This is a genomic window from Erwinia sp. Leaf53 (assembly GCF_001422605.1).
Lineage (GTDB): Bacteria > Pseudomonadota > Gammaproteobacteria > Enterobacterales > Enterobacteriaceae > Erwinia.
Genome location: NZ_LMLK01000021.1, coordinates 30,913 through 44,110, shown reverse-complemented (window position 1 = coordinate 44,110; position 13,198 = coordinate 30,913). Strand labels below are relative to the sequence as shown.

Genomic DNA, 13,198 nt, shown 5'->3' with positions numbered 1-13,198 from the left:
TTAAGAACGCATCCGGCCACCGCCCGCTGCGGGCACAGCAGAAGATTTCAGGGAACATAGGTTAAGTGACAAAGCCGGGATTTTAAGATATAGATCTCAGCTCCCAGGGGGAGCCAGGCAGCTGGCTGAGAGATCGCAGGCGTACGCAGCGCGATGACCCTTATTACCTGATCCGGATAATGCCGGCGAAGGGATGGCGCAGCCTGGCTAACTCTCGCCGGTAGTCCGTTACCCAAGGACTACCTGATGACCCAACGTTTTACCGAACAACTCCGTGAACTGAGCCAGCCCACCTGGTCGCAGGCGGTACAGCACCGCTTTGTCCGCGAACTCTACCAGGGCGAAGTAGCCGATACGGTCATGGCCACCTATCTGATCCAGGATTACCGCTTTCTGGACAGCTTCCTCACCCTGATCGGCTCCGCCATCGCCAGCGCCGACAGCACCCTTGCACGACTGCGCTTTGGCCGCTTCGCCGGTATGGTCTCTTCCGACGAAAACACTTACTTCCTGCGAGGATTCGACGCGTTAGGCATCAGCGAACAGCAGCGTACCAGCTTGCCGGACAGCGCCCCCACCGCCGGTTTTAAAGCCATCATGCTGGAAGCCGCCGCTACCCGCTCCTACGCCGCGATCCTCTCCGTGCTCAACGTCGCCGAATGGCTCTACCGCGACTGGGCCACCCGCGCCCCGCGCCCGCTGCCGGAAAACTTCCTCTACGCCGAATGGGTCACGCTGCACGACAATCCCGACTTCAACGCCTTCGTCGACTTCCTGCGCGAAGAGCTGGACCGGGTCGGCCCCGCCGAACGCGATCGCTGCGAAGATTTCTTCCTGCGCGCCGTCACCCTGGAAAAAGCCTTCTTCGATGCGGCCTACGACTAAGCATTGAATATGGCTGCCACGCCACCGCTCCCCCTTCCGGCTGTTGCGTTGTTGCTTCAGGGCGTGGCTTTTCGCTCAGGTGTCCCGCATAAACGCCGATAAGCAGGCATCGGAGCCGGGAGCTGCCGTGGATCGTAACCCCGGTTGCCGCGTTAAGTAAGATCAACCATAAGCGTAACCTGTATAGCAATAAGCGTAACATTGCAGGTGTAACACTAAAAAGTTCGCTAGTTTAATAACGACTCCTTACTCTGACTCTCAATGGATGGTGTGCGTAATGAAACAAGAACTGCTGATTATTCAACCGCTGATGCCGGTGCTGAGCGAAGCGCTGCACCGCGACTACCTGTGCCACCGCCTGTATGAACAGCCGGATGCAGCCGCCTGGCTACGGCAGCACGGGCAGAGCATTCGTGCCGTGGCCACCCGTGGCGACGTCGGCCTGGCCCCGGAGGTGATGGCCGCGCTTCCGGCGCTGGAGATTATCTCGGTGTTTGGCGTCGGTACCGATGCTATCGACCTGGCCGCCGCCCGCGATCGCAATATCACCGTGACCGTCACCTCAGACATTCTTACCGATGACGTGGCCGACCTGGCGCTGGCGCTGATGCTCAGCGTCTCACGGCAGATCGTGGCGCAGGACGCCTTCCTGCGCGCCGGCGAGTGGCCGCAGCGCCCGCCGGTGCTGGCCAGCAAATTGAGCGGTAAGCGCGTGGGTATCCTCGGCCTTGGCAGGATTGGTGCGGCCATTGCCCGCCGCTGTGCCGCCTTCGATATGCAGGTGGGCTACGTTAACAGCCGTCAGAGCGACCAGCCGGGCTGGCAGCGCTTCGGCGATCTGCATCAGCTGGCGCAGTTCAGCGACGTGCTGGTGCTGGCGGTGCCTGGCGACGCGCGCAACTATAAGGTGGTGGACAGCGAAATCCTCAGCGCGCTGGGCGAAAAGGGCATTCTGATTAACGTGGCGCGCGGCGCGGTGGTCAATGAAGATGACCTGATCGACGCCCTGCAGAATCGCACCATTCTCGGCGCGGGGCTGGACGTCTACGACAATGAACCGGCCATCGATCCGCGTTTTGCCGCGCTGGAAAATACCGTACTGACCCCGCATATCGCCAGCGCCACCGGCGAGACCCGCCAGGCGATGGCCGATAACGTTGCCGGTAATCTGGCGGCCTGGTTCGCGCGCGGTGAAGCGCTGACGCCGGTGGGCTGAGAATCAGCGTCATCGTGACCAAACGTTAACCTTTACAGGGCCCTGGTGGGCCCTGTTTCGTTGGCTTTACTCAACCTGAAGACTTCCTGGTTGATGAAGTGTGCGGCTTGAAGGAGGGTTGATGAAGAAGGTTAACAGGGCAAACGTAAAAAGTGCGGCCACGCCGCACTTATCTGATGATGTTATAGCAGTAGCACTGGTGGTCTCAGTGGCAATCGCTAGCGAACGCGCGGCGCCTTAGTAGCGCCCGTCAATCACCTCAACGCCTTTCGCCTGCAGCGCCACATCGATCCAGCTGCGCTCCAGCTCGCCGGTTTTGGCCAGCTCGAAGTTGCGTTCGTCGACGATCAGATAGGCCTGTGCCGCCTCCAGAATCCGCGCCGCGTCACCGTGCGGGATCACGATCACCCCGTCATGGTCGCCAAGGATAATGTCGCCCGGCGATACGTGGATATTGCCGCAGGCGATCGGCACGTTGATCTCCCCCGGACCATCCTTAAACGGGCCGCCCGGCGTCACGGCGGCGGCATACAGGTGATAATCCATTTTACCGATCCCTTCGATATCGCGGATCGCGCCGTCCAGCACCAGCCCCTCAATCCCGCGCTGGCGGGCAAAGGTGGTCATCACTTCGCCCATCAGCGCCTGGCTGGTATCGCCTTCGTTGTTCACCACGATCACGTCACCCGGCCCGGCCAGGTCCATCGCTTTATGCAGCATCAGATTGTCGCCGGAGCGGGCTTTAACGGTAAACGCCAGCCCGCACATCACCGGGTTACGCGGCGCGCTCATCAGGTTAATCTTCTGCGACAGGGCGGGCAGGCGGCTCATACAGTCGGCCACCACCGCAGCCGGCAGCTGGCGGAAGGCCTCAACATACGCGGCAGCGCTGAGGTCGCGCTGTAAGAAAATTCGGTTTCCTACGCTCATAACGGATTCCTTAATATGAATTCAGGGTGGCGACGGCGGCGGCGATCTGTGCCGCGCCGGCCTGGAGTGTGGCGAGATCGGTGGCAATCGACAGGCGGAAGTAGGGCGACAGGCCGTAGGCAGAACCGGCCACCACCGCCACGCCGGCGCTCTCCAGCAGCCACAGCACTACCTCCGTGTCGCTTTTCAGCACCTGGCCGCCGGCGGTGGTTTTGCCCAGCAGCCCGGCGCAGTTAACGTAGAGGTAGAAAGCGCCGTCCGGCAGCTGGCAGTGCAGGCCGGGAATGGCGTTCAGGGCGGCGGCCATCGCGTCGCGGCGCTGGCGGTAAATTTCGCGGCTGTGGCTGATAAATTCCGTGCCGCTGTTCAGCGCCGCCAGCGCGGCCGCCTGGCTTACCGAGCTGGCGTTGCTGGTGGACTGCGACTGCAGCGTGCCCATCGCGGCGATCAGCGCCTTTGGTCCGGCGGCATAGCCGATGCGCCAGCCGGTCATGGCATAGGTTTTCGACACGCCGTTGACCACCAGCGTGCGATCCGCCAGGCGTGGCTCCACCTCGAGCAGATGCACGTTCTCTGAGCCGTCGTAGCGGATATGCTCGTAGATATCGTCGGTCATAATTGCCAGGTGCGGATAGTCGAGCAGCACGTCGGCCAGCGCACGGAGTTCGGCGCGGCTGTAGGTCGCCCCGGTCGGGTTAGACGGCGAATTAAGCAGCAGCCAGCGGCAGCGGCTGGTGATTGACGCGCGCAGTTGTTCCGGCGTCAGCTTAAAGTTTGCCGCTTCCTGGCAGGTGATAATCAGCGGGCGGCCGTCGCAGGCCAGTACCATATCCGGGTAGGAGACCCAGTAAGGGGCCGGGATCAGCACTTCGTCGCCGGTTTCCAGCGTGGCGGCAAAGGCGTTGAAAATGGCGCTTTTAGCGCCGTTGGTGACGATAATATCGTCGGCGGCGACGGTCAGGCGGTTCTCGCGCGCGAATTTGGCGGCAATCGCCGCCCGCAGCGCCGGGGTGCCGTTATTCTGCGTGTAGCGCGTTTCGCCGCGGTTAATCGCCTCGCAGGCCGCCTGGCAGATCGCCGGTGGCGTGTCAAAATCCGGCTCGCCGACCACCAGATTGATAATCGATTTGCCTTCGCGCTTCAGCGCGTTGGCGCGATCGGACGCGGTGCTGCTCGGCGATGGTTTGATGCGCGTGACGCGGCTGGCAATACGGATAGCACTCATGATGACTCCAGTCTGTTCCGGGATAGCACCACGTTACGAATTCAGGCGGCCGGCGGGTAACAGGGAATCGTTCTGATTCAAGAGCAAAAGCTTATGGATGGGGCACCGTCATAAGCAAACTGACCTGCAATAGTGCAGGCGAAGCCAGGGAGCAACTGGCTGATTTATAGGGCCATCCTGATATAACACGATCTATCTCACTGTTTTGCATATTAACTTTTTTAACATCGCACTTTGTGGGGTGGGTAACAATCAGCCTGGCCTGACTCTTGCTACACTCCCGTTCACTTTTCCGTAACATATTGAACGTGAAACAGGGGTGTAACGATGAATCTCAGGCGGCTTAAGTATTTTATCAAAATTGTCGATGTGGGCAGTTTGACTCAGGCGGCTGATATTCTGCACATCGCCCAGCCGGCCCTCAGCCAGCAGCTGGCTTCACTGGAGGGGGAGGTAGGTCAGCAGCTGTTGATCCGCACCAAGCGCGGCGTCACCCCCACCGAAGCCGGCAATATCCTCTACGCCCATGCTCAGGCGATCCTGCGTCAGTGTGAACAGGCGCAAAGTGCGATCGACGGTGCGGGTCAGGCATTGAGCGGGCAGGTTTCCGTTGGCCTGGCCCCCGGCACCGCCGCTTCGCTGCTGGCGCTGCCGCTGATGGAAGAGGTGCGTCGCCAGCACCCTGGCATCCTGCTCTACTTTAATGAGAGCTTCGGTACCACCCTCAGCGAGCTGATTATGAGCGGGCGCATGGATATGGCGGTGCTTTACGGCAACCGGCAGGTCCATGGGCTGGCCTTTATCCCGCTGATGAAAGAAGATTTGTGGCTGGTGACGCCGCCGTCCGAGGCCCGCTTCGGTAAAACCGTTACCCTCGAACAGATCGCCCATCTTGATCTGTTCCTGCCGCGCATCTACAACATTATGCGTAAGCTGGTCGATGAAGCTTTTGTGCAGAAGAATCTTGCTTACAAAGTGACGTGCGAAATCGAGTCGGCCACCACGCTGGCCCAGGCGCTGGCCAGTAATCTGGGTTCCACCATTCTGCCGGAGTCGATCGCCCGTCAGATGCTGAAGCAGGCACCACTGCTGCGCATGAGCAAGATCGTCGAACCGATTCAGGCACCGCTCTCCTTCTGTACCTCCGATCATCTGCCGCTGTCGCAGCCGGCCGAAGCGGTGAAGAAAATCCTGCTGTCGCTGATGGCCGAACGCACCCAGGACAACCGACCGCTGACCCTGGTCAGCTAAGCATCCTCCACCAGCAACAAAGCAGCACTCAGGCAGCACTCAGGCGTACCCTGAGTCGCTGCCTTTTGTCGCTTCAGGTTCGGGTGCACGCCTAATCGGAGAGTAGCTTTGGGACCGCTGGTCGCTTCAGGTTCCGGTGCCCGGCTAATCGGGGTTTATCCGGAACGCGGACACGCCAGTAACGTCCCTGGGCTCTGCCGGGCACCTCCCTGTGCCCGAAGGTCCGCTTATCCGGATAAACCCCGATTGCCTGTCTATCCGGAACGCGGACACGCCAGTAACGTCCCTGGGCTCTGCCGGGCACCTCCCTGTGCCCGAAGGTCCGCTTATCCGGATAAACCCCGATTGCCTGCTATTTTCTGCGTCGCTGTTTTAAAACCAAACCAAACCAAACCAAACAGCCACTCCTGTTTAGCTGCCAGCGATCCTGACGAAAAGCGATGTCTTTAGCAGCAACGCAATAGCTGGCAGGGAGGACGCGGGCGAAAAGGTTAGCCGGGCGTGCGGCGCAGGGAGCGCCGCCCGAGCTTACAGGGACGTACTTGCAGCGTCCCGGCGTTCTTTTCGACGTACTTGCAGCGGGCGAAAAGGTTAGCCGGGCGTGCGGCGCAGGGAGCGCCGCCCGAGCTTACAGGGACGTACTTGCAGCGTCCCGGCGTTCTTTTCGCCCGCGGCCGAACCCACCACCAGAGCAGAAAGCCACGCCCTAAGACAGCAACACCACAGCCAACAGTAATAAGGCTCTCTTATCACCCTAAAGCGAAACCCTCTTACACCCGGGCAAAAGCCACAAGATACAGTGTTCCCATCACGGTTTTTCCGTTAGCGGATACCACGTTGAGGAAATGGAATGGATCCAGCACGTCAGTTACAGACCCCGCAAATCAGCTGGCTTGGCACCCACGCGGTGCTGTTCGAAGCCCCCGGTGAACTCAGCCTGGAAAACCAGCAGCGCATCTGGGCGCTGGCGGACTATGCGCAGGAGCTTAACGCCATCCGAGGCGTTGTGCCGGGCATGAATAATCTGATGCTGGTGTTCGGCCCGCAGCTGCAGGAAGGTGCCAGCCTGTTTCAACGGCTGCAACGCCAGTGGCAACGCGGCGAGAGCAAAACCTTCTCCGGCCGCGTCATCGAACTGGACGTCACCTACGGCGGTGAGCCCGGCCCGCATATCTGCGATGTGGCCGAACACACCGGCATGACCATTCAGGAGATCGTCCAGCGCCACAGCGAACCGCTTTATCCGGTTTACGCCCTCGGCAGCCATCCCGGCTACTGCTACCTCGGCAATATGGACCCGGCGATCGCCACCCCGCGCCGCAGCACGCCGGTGCAGAGCATTCCCGGTGGATCGGTATCAATAGGCGGCGTGCAAACCGGCGTCTCGGCTTCGCCAGGCCCCAGCGGCTGGAACACCATCGGCCGCACTGATTTCGTCTTCTTTGATGCCCACGCCGAACCCCCGGTGCGGCTGCAACCCGGCGACAGCATTCGCTTTCGGGTAAGCCGGGTGCTGGCATGATCGTTATCGAACGTACCACCGCGCTGACCAGCGTGCAGGACACCGGCCGCTTTGGCGCGCTGCACTTCGGCGTCGGCACCGCCGGTGCGATGGATCCGCTGGCGCTGCGCCTTGGCAACGCGCTGCTCGGCAATCAGCCGGACGACGCGGCCATCGAAGTGCCGCTGTTCCCGTTCCGTCTGCGCTTCACCCGCGACTGCGCCTTTGCCCTCAGCGGTGGCGACAGCAGCGCCACGCTGGGAGAGCGGCGCATCCCGGCCTGGTGGGTGGCGCAGGCGCGCGCCGGTGACGTGCTGACCCTGCACGCCTCGCGCTTCTCCGCACGCAGCTACCTGCACCTGCCGGGCGGCGTGGACGTGCCGACTGTACTTGGCTCGCGCAGTACCCAGCTGCGCGGCGAGTTTGGTGGTTTTCATGGCCGTGGCCTGCAGCAGGGTGACTGCCTCAGCCCGTGCCTGACGGACTGGCAGGGTGCTACCGACTTCGGTATCGCACCGCCACGGCTGGCGCTGAGCGATAACCCGACCGGTATTCCGCAGGTGCGGGTGCTGCCCGCCGCCGAATACCGCGCCTTTACCGATGCCTCAGTAGCGCGATTCTGGCAGCAGCAGTGGCGCGTCACGCCGCAGAGCAACCGCTATGGCTACCGGCTGGAAGGCGAGGGCCTGGTGGCGAAAACCCCGCTGGAGATGCGTTCTCACGGCATCATCCCCGGGGTTATCCAGGTGACCCACAGCGGTCAGCCGATTATTCAGATGCGCGATGCCCAGCCCAGCGGCGGCTACCCCAAACTGGGTACGGTGATCGACGCCGATATGTGGCTGCTCGGCCAGGTGCCGGTGGGCAGCAGCGTGCAGTTTGTGGAAGTGAACTGGCAGCAGGCGGAGGGCGCCGGGCGCGAGCGTCAGCAGTGGCTTGATGCCCTGTGCCAGCGTATTGAAGACTACCGGCTGTGCCCACAGCAGGCCTGAGGAGGCAGGATGTTAGCATTTCGTGAAATTCAGGCGATTGCCCGCCGGCTGCGCCGCAGCGGGCTGGAGAGCATCGAGATCAAAGGTGCAGATTATGCCGTGCGGCTGACCTGTGAACCGGGCGGTGCATCAGCATTACCTGCCGCCGCCGGCGTGGCCGCGCCGGAACCACAGGCACCGCCAGCACCGCCAGAACCGCTGGCGCTTACGGCATCGATGCCCGGCCATATCTGGCTGCAGGACCCGCTCACCGGCAAGGCGCTGGCGGAGGAGCAGGGGACGGTGGCGGCGGGCGATCTGCTGGCGCTGCTACAGGTCGGGCCGATCTGTCTGCCGTTACGGGCTCAAACCGGCGGCAGGCTGGCGGGTTATACGGTCAGTCATGGACAGCGGGTGGAGTACGGCCAGCCGGTGGCACAGGTCATCACAGAGGAGACAGCAAATGAGAGCCATTGATCTTAACGCCGATCTCGGCGAAGGCTTTGGTGACTGGCGCATGGGCGATGACGCCGGACTGATGGCACTGATCAGCTCTGCCAACGTCGCCTGCGGGTTTCACGCCGGGGATGCGGCGATCATGGCGGCCAGCGTGGCGCTGGCCAGACGCCACGGCGTCGATCTCGGGGCGCACGTTGGCTTCCCCGACCTGGCCGGTTTTGGCCGCCGCCGCATGCAGATTGATACCGCCACCCTGGCGCATTACGTCACTTATCAGCTGGGAGCGCTGGCCGCCTTTGCCCGCGTAGAGGACTACCCGCTCAGCCATATGAGCTTTCACGGCGCACTGGGCAATATGGCCGCCGAGGACGATGCGCTGGCGCGACCGCTGCTGGCGGCGGTGCAGGCGTTCGATCCTGACATCATTATCAGCACCACCGCCGGTAACGCCGTTGAACGCTGCGCCCGCGAGCTGGGGCTGCGGGTGGCCTGTACCTTCCTGGCGGACCGCGCCTATCAGGCAAACGGGCTGCTGGTACCGCGCGGCCAGCCAGGGGCGGTGATCCACGATCCGTTGCTGGTCAGCCAGCGCGTGCTGACGCTGTTGCAGACCGGCAGCATCAACGCCATTGACGGCACGCTGCTGGCGATGGACATCTCGTCGGTTTTACTGCATGGCGATACCCCGGGTGCGCTGCAACTGATCGCACAACTGCGCCAGGATATTGCGAATGCGGGCGGGGAAATCATCCCGATATCGAAACATTCCTATGAATAAACAGTGGCATAGCTTATTACTATAGCCGCTATAAGGCAGCCTTATTGCCCTAAAGCCTTTCCCTCTTACCCCTCACCGCGATGAGCGGATAGAGTCAAAACAGAGCAAAAAGAACATCAGGAGAAGTCTATGCCGTTTGCAGATTATAAAACCGCGCTGGTTACCGGTGCTTCAGCCGGAATGGGTGAAGCGATCGTTGAGCGTTTGTGCCAGGAAGGGATCGTCGTTCATGCCGTGGCGCGTCGCCACAACGAACTGGAGCAGCTGGCCGCGCGTACCGGCTGTATTCCGCACGCCATCGACGTCTCTGACGTGGCGGCGTTGACTGAACTGTGCCAGAACCTGGAGATCGACATTCTGGTCAACAACGCCGGCGTCTCGCACCCGGGCTCTATCCTGCAGTCTGAGGCGCAGCATATTGAGACCCAGGTCGACGTTAACCTGCGTGCGGTGCTGCACCTGTGCCGCCTGCTGGTGCCGGGGATGGTCGATCGCGATCGCGGCCACGTCATCAACATCACCTCGATTGCCGCGATCTACAACTTCGGTGGCAACTCGATCTACCACGCCACCAAAGCCGGTGTACATGCGCTGTCGCGCCAGCTGCGCGTCGACTGCTACGGCAAGCGCGTGCGCATCACCGAAGTGTGTCCGGGACGCGTTGCCACCGACATCTTCGGCAACGTCAGCGGCGATAAAGAGGGCGCGCGTAAGCAGTTTATCGACGGCTTCGAGCTGCCGACGGCCAAAGACATTGCCGACACCGTGGCCTTCGCCATCGCGGCACCGGTGGCGGTGAACATTGGCAATATCGAGATCACCCCGACGCTGCAGGTGCCGGGCGGGCTGTCCACCATGCGTCCCGGTGATGCACCGCGCTAACGCGTAACTGACTGAGGGCCTTGCTGATGAACGGTTCACTCGATTTTAGCGTCATTCTGCACGGCCAGTACGGGCATATGATCCTTGACGGCATGTGGCTGACGCTGCAGCTGGCGGTGGGTGCCTGGCTGCTGGCGATGGTGCTGGCGATGGTGCTGGTGGTGATCCGCCTGACCAGAGTGCGGCCGCTGGAGTGGCTGGTGGCGGCCTGGGTCTCTTACCACCGCAACGTGCCGACCCTGATCCAGCTGATGATGTGGTATTTCGCCATCCCCACGCTGCTGCCGGAGTCGGTGCAGATGTGGCTGAACGAGTTCAACGCCGAGTTCCTGTTCTCGCTGGTGGCGCTGGGCATGTGCCAGTCGGCCTACTTCTCGGAGGATATCCGCAGCGGCCTGCGCGCCACGCCGGACGGGCAGAGCGAGGCGGCACGCGCGCTGGGCATGAGCTACGTGCAGTCAATGCGGCTGATTATTCTGCCGCAGGGGGTGCGCAACGCGCTGCCGGCGCTGATTAACCACACCGTGCTGCTGTTTAAAAATACCAGCCTGGCGATGGTGATAGGCGTTGCCGACCTGACCTACGTGACCCGGGAAATCGAGAACTACACCTTCCGCACCTTCGAAGCGTATCTGGTCTCGACGTTCTGTTACCTGGTCTTCTCCCTGCTGCTGATGGCCGCAGGCGCGCTGCTGGCGCAGCGTTTCCACCGTGTCACTGCGAGGTAGGCTGAATGAGTGAAATGCTGACGATTTTACAGCAGAACGGCATGCTGTTCCTGATGGGGCAGTACCCCAACGGCCCGCTGGGCGGAGTGCTCTGTACGCTGCTGGTGTCGCTGTCGGCGATTGTGCTGGCGCTGCCGGTGGGCGTGCTGCTCGGTATGGCCCGTATCTCGCCGTTCCGTATTCTGCGCTGGCCGGCCACCGCCTGGGTTTACGTGCTGCGCGGCGTGCCGCTGCTGATGGTGGTGTTCTGGACCTACTTCTGCGTGCCGCTGGTGCTGGGGCACACGCTGAGCGGCTTCGGCACCATGCTCTGCACGCTGGTGGTGTATGAGAGCGCCTATATTGCCGAAATCGTGCGTGCCGGTATTCAGGCGCTGCCGAAAGGGCAGTACGAAGCCTCCCGTGCGCTGGGCATGAGCTACACCCGCACCTTCCGGCAGGTGATCCTGCCGCAGGCGCTGTTCAATATGCTGCCAAGCCTGGTCAGCCAGCTGGTCTCCATCATCAAGGACAGTACCCTCGGCTACGTGATCAACGTGCCGGAGCTGACCTATGCCGCCAACCAGGTCAACAACCAGCTGCTGACCAAGCCGTTTCAGGTGTTCGCCATTGTCGCCATCAGTTACTACATCATCTGCTTCAGCCTGACCTGGTTCGCCGGCTGGCTGGAACGTCGCATCAATGCCAGGCGCAACCGGGATGAGCAGGCCGCCGTGCCGCAGCGCAGTGTCTCACTGGCAACCAAATCCGCTATCGAGGAGTAACGCATGAATCCGATTATTCGCTTTAACCAGGTGAACAAATGGTACGGTGCCTATCACGCGCTTGCCGATCTCAATGCGGAAGTGAACAGCGGCGAGGTGGTGGTGGTGTGCGGGCCGTCCGGTTCCGGCAAATCGACGCTGATCCGCACCGTTAACCGGCTGGAGCCGATCCAGGAAGGGCAGATCGTCTTTGACGGCCAGGACATTCACGGCAGTAGCACCCAGCAGAACCAGTTGCGATCGCGCATCGGTTTTGTGTTTCAGAGCTTTAATCTGTTCCCGCACCTGTCGGTGCTGGACAACATCATGATCTCGCCAGTCAAAGTGCTGGGCGTGCGCAAAGCCGAGGCGAAGCAGCAGGCGCTGGCGCTGCTGGATCGCGTCGGGCTGGCGCACAAGGCTAACGCCTGGCCGGCGCAGCTCTCCGGCGGCCAGCAGCAGCGCGTGGCGATTGCCCGCGCGCTGGCGATGAAACCGCCGGTGATGCTGTTCGACGAGCCGACCTCGGCGCTTGACCCGGAGATGGTCGGCGAAGTGCTGAGCGTGATGCGCAGCCTGGCGAACGAAGGTATGACCATGATGTGCGTCACCCATGAGATGAATTTTGCCCGTGAAGTCGCCGACACCATCTGGTTTATGGATGAAGGCAAAATACTGGAGAAAGCCCAGCCGCAGAGCTTCTTCACCCAGCCGCAGCACCCGCGTGCGCAGCGTTTCCTCACTGACCTGCGTCAGCATTAAAATAATAACCGGAGCCTGAAAACGATGAGAAAACCTTTTCCGCTGTCACTGGCACTCTGTTTGCCATTACTGCTGAGCACCAGTCTCTCCGCCCGTGCGGACACCTTAAGCGACATCACCAGCCGTGGATCGCTGAACTGTGGCGTTTACAGCGACACGCCGCCGTTCTCCTCACCGGATCCGAAAACCCGCGAACTGGCGGGCATGGATGTTGACCTCTGCCACGCGCTGGCAAAGCAGCTGGGCGTAAAAGCTAACCTGATGCCGGTGTCGGTTGAGGCGCGCATCGCCATTCTGACCACCGGACGTGCTGACGTACTGATCGCCAACCTCGCTTACACCAAAAGCCGCGCGCGGCAGATCGCCTACAGCGACCCGTACTATATCGCCAAAGAGGTGCTGGTCGTTAAGGAGGCCAACGCGGCGAAAACCCCGGCAGATTTCAAAGACAAACGCCTTAGCTCGACGAAAGGCTCCACCTCAGAGCAGGCAATCCGCCTGGCCGGTGCCCGCCCGGTGACCTTCCAGGACACCGCCTCCGCCTACCTGGCGCTGCAGCAGAATAAGTCGCTGGGCTTTGTCACCAACGGGATGACCGCGCTGCAGATGGTTAACCGCGCCGGTGCCGACGGCGTGAAGCTGGCGATTATCAAAGAGCCGATGGCGCTGGAGCCGGTGGCGGTGGGGATGAAAAAGGATGACGACGCGCTGCTGAAAAAGGTCAACGAAAGTCTGGCGACGATGGAGAAGGACGGTGAGATCGACGCCATCTGGCAGCGCTGGCTGGGGCCGCAAACCGAATACAAAATGGTGCGCGAAGAGAAGGTGCAGCCGCTCAGCGGGCTGAAGTTTGAAGCGCTGGAATAA

At 61.7% G+C, this 13,198-nt stretch carries 14 protein-coding genes and 1 riboswitch; of the genes, 12 read left to right on the top strand and 2 right to left on the bottom strand.

Features of this window, described 5'->3' with window-relative positions; genetic code table 11:
- The first annotated feature begins 96 nt into the window (after positions 1-96).
- Positions 97-211, top strand: a riboswitch (TPP riboswitch).
- A 35-nt stretch (positions 212-246) separates the two neighbouring features.
- Together ASF13_RS11865 and ASF13_RS11860 are read left to right on the top strand one after the other, a co-directional pair.
- Positions 247-885 (top strand): TenA family protein, encoded by a 639-nt coding sequence (locus tag ASF13_RS11865; protein WP_056236489.1) that lies wholly within the window; start codon positions 247-249, stop codon positions 883-885.
- Between the two features lie 277 nt (positions 886-1,162).
- Complete coding sequence (locus ASF13_RS11860; RefSeq protein ID WP_233208959.1) at positions 1,163-2,101, top strand: 2-hydroxyacid dehydrogenase; 939 nt, start codon at positions 1,163-1,165, stop codon at positions 2,099-2,101.
- Between the two features lie 237 nt (positions 2,102-2,338).
- Here the strand turns inward: ASF13_RS11860 and ASF13_RS11855 are convergent, their stop codons facing one another.
- Positions 2,339-3,031: an RraA family protein gene (locus ASF13_RS11855; protein WP_056236486.1), complete on the bottom strand. Its 693-nt coding sequence runs from the start codon at positions 3,029-3,031 to the stop codon at positions 2,339-2,341.
- A 10-nt stretch (positions 3,032-3,041) separates the two neighbouring features.
- On the bottom strand, positions 3,042-4,256 hold the full coding sequence (locus ASF13_RS11850) for an aspartate transaminase (protein WP_056236484.1): 1,215 nt from the start codon (positions 4,254-4,256) through the stop codon (positions 3,042-3,044).
- A gap of 327 nt (positions 4,257-4,583) precedes the next feature.
- Here ASF13_RS11850 and nac point away from each other — a divergent pair, with 327 nt between their 5' ends.
- The 10 genes from nac to ASF13_RS11800 all read left to right on the top strand — a co-directional run bounded on the left by nac (position 4,584) and on the right by ASF13_RS11800 (position 13,198).
- Positions 4,584-5,507: a nitrogen assimilation transcriptional regulator NAC gene (nac, locus tag ASF13_RS11845; RefSeq protein WP_056236482.1), complete on the top strand. Its 924-nt coding sequence runs from the start codon at positions 4,584-4,586 to the stop codon at positions 5,505-5,507.
- A gap of 850 nt (positions 5,508-6,357) precedes the next feature.
- On the top strand, positions 6,358-7,029 hold the full coding sequence (gene pxpB / locus ASF13_RS11840; protein ID WP_056236480.1) for a 5-oxoprolinase subunit PxpB: 672 nt from the start codon (positions 6,358-6,360) through the stop codon (positions 7,027-7,029).
- Positions 7,026-8,000 carry a biotin-dependent carboxyltransferase family protein gene (locus ASF13_RS11835; RefSeq protein WP_056236478.1) on the top strand — a complete coding sequence of 325 codons (975 nt, stop codon included), beginning with the start codon at positions 7,026-7,028 and terminating at the stop codon, positions 7,998-8,000. Before pxpB ends, ASF13_RS11835 begins: the two co-directional genes overlap by 4 nt.
- Positions 8,001-8,009: 9 nt before the next feature.
- Positions 8,010-8,456 (top strand): hypothetical protein, encoded by a 447-nt coding sequence (locus ASF13_RS11830; RefSeq protein ID WP_056236476.1) that lies wholly within the window; start codon positions 8,010-8,012, stop codon positions 8,454-8,456.
- A complete protein-coding gene (locus tag ASF13_RS11825; protein WP_056236474.1) occupies positions 8,443-9,216 on the top strand; it encodes a LamB/YcsF family protein in 774 nt (257 codons plus the stop codon). The genes ASF13_RS11830 and ASF13_RS11825 overlap by 14 nt, the downstream gene beginning before the upstream one ends.
- A 129-nt stretch (positions 9,217-9,345) precedes the next feature.
- Positions 9,346-10,098, top strand: a complete 753-nt coding sequence (locus ASF13_RS11820) for an SDR family oxidoreductase (RefSeq protein WP_056236471.1) — start codon at positions 9,346-9,348, stop codon at positions 10,096-10,098.
- Positions 10,099-10,124: 26 nt separating this feature from the next.
- Positions 10,125-10,826 carry an amino acid ABC transporter permease gene (locus tag ASF13_RS11815; protein WP_056236469.1) on the top strand — a complete coding sequence of 234 codons (702 nt, stop codon included), beginning with the start codon at positions 10,125-10,127 and terminating at the stop codon, positions 10,824-10,826.
- Positions 10,827-10,831: 5 nt separating this feature from the next.
- Positions 10,832-11,590: an amino acid ABC transporter permease gene (locus ASF13_RS11810; RefSeq protein ID WP_056236467.1), complete on the top strand. Its 759-nt coding sequence runs from the start codon at positions 10,832-10,834 to the stop codon at positions 11,588-11,590.
- A 3-nt stretch (positions 11,591-11,593) separates the two neighbouring features.
- Entirely contained in the window at positions 11,594-12,331 is a 738-nt protein-coding gene (locus tag ASF13_RS11805) for an amino acid ABC transporter ATP-binding protein (RefSeq protein WP_056236466.1), read from the top strand.
- A gap of 24 nt (positions 12,332-12,355) precedes the next feature.
- Entirely contained in the window at positions 12,356-13,198 is an 843-nt protein-coding gene (locus ASF13_RS11800) for an ABC transporter substrate-binding protein (protein WP_056236464.1), read from the top strand.